The organism is Parapedobacter soli (assembly GCF_025460835.1).
In the GTDB taxonomy this organism is placed as follows: domain Bacteria; phylum Bacteroidota; class Bacteroidia; order Sphingobacteriales; family Sphingobacteriaceae; genus Parapedobacter; species Parapedobacter soli.
In genome coordinates, this window is sequence record NZ_JAMXAY010000130.1 from 1 (window position 1) to 1390 (window position 1390).

Consider the following 1390-nt stretch of genomic DNA (forward strand, 5'->3'; position numbering starts at 1 on the left):
CTTACATTATGCAATAGGGATATAATATTTGTTTGAACTTCTTAACTTTGAGATAGTTGTACGTTATACATAATTCACCCCAATGGTTAATTTGCCTGTTAGTTATTCAAATAAGCCTGTGACAGCTTTTGGTGGTATGGTTTTGCTGAAGCGCATGCTTGATAAACTTGGTATTGTAGATCACTTATCAGCGTTGGATTTCCCTCAACCCGGTTCCAACCGGGGTTACAATCCTTCGGATTTGATTTTGTCTTTTTGGTTGGGCATCTGGACGGGCGCCTCCCGCTATATTCACTGCGACTGGTTACGGTACGACAAAGTATTGCAGGATATATTTGATCTGGATCATATGCCCTCCCAAAGTACTTATAGCCGCTACTTTGGTAAGTTTAATCAGTCTGTCAACACCGAAGTATTTCCTGAGTTGCAGCATTGGTTTATGCAGCAGTTAGAAATAGATAATATTACTGTAGATTTTGACAGCACTGTCATTACTCGCTATGGAGAACAAGAAGGTGCAGCCAGGGGGTATAATCCCAACAAAAGAGGACGCAACTCTCATCATCCATTACTGGCTTTTATCAGTCAGACGCGTATGGTAGCCAATGCCTGGCTCCGGCCGGGTAATACAGCAGCCAGCTCCAGTTGTGTAGCTTTTATGCAGGAAACTTTTCAAAACTGTTTAAGTAGTAAAAAAGTAGGCCTGGTACGTGCTGATAGCGGCTTTTATACGGAAGATATTTTGAGTTATCTGGAGCAGGAGCAGAAAAACTATGTTATTGCAGTAAGAATGTACCCTAATATAAAGGCAGCTGTATTGTCAAAACGAAACTGGATTACGCTGAGCAAAGGCATTGAACTGGCAGAGATGCGCTTTGCCCATAATAATGGTAAAGAGCGTCGCTACATTATTGTAAAAAAGAAAGTAGAAGACCGACCTAAGAGTGGCGGCAAACTCTTTGATGATATGCCCGGCTATCGCTTTAGTTGCTATGTAACCAATATGGAGCTGCCATTGGATCAGATTTGGAATATTTATAACTCAAGGGCTGATTGTGAAAACAGAATTAAGGAACTCAAAGCAGACTTTGGTTTAGAGAACTTTTGTTTGAAAGACTTTTGGGCAACTGAAGCCTCTTTTCGCCTGATAATGGTCGCTTATAATCTCATTAGTTTGTTCAGACATTTTGCCCTCAACGAGCGCAACAATGCCACGCACAGAACATTAAAATCCTATTGCTTTGCATTAGGCGCATGGACGGCTAACCATGCCAACAAAAAAACACTGAAAATATCATTACCCGTAAAACGACGACCGTGGATGGACGGAATCTTCTCGAAAATTGAACAGCTACCCCCTAAACTCATTTATTCTAATGCATAATCCGGG

The 1390-nt window shown here is 41.4% G+C and carries 1 protein-coding gene; it reads left to right on the plus strand.

Features of this window, described 5'->3' with window-relative positions:
• Nucleotides 1-82 precede the first annotated feature (82 nt).
• Nucleotides 83-1384 (plus strand): IS1380 family transposase, encoded by a 1302-nt coding sequence (locus NGM62_RS21845; RefSeq protein WP_262250423.1) that lies wholly within the window; start codon nt 83-85, stop codon nt 1382-1384.
• Nucleotides 1385-1390 lie beyond the last annotated feature (6 nt).

Excerpts from the sequence above, each read along its gene's own strand:
- NGM62_RS21845 (WP_262250423.1), top strand. The coding sequence starts at position 83 with ATGGTTAATTTGCCTGTTAGTTATTCAAATAAGCCTGTGACAGCTTTT.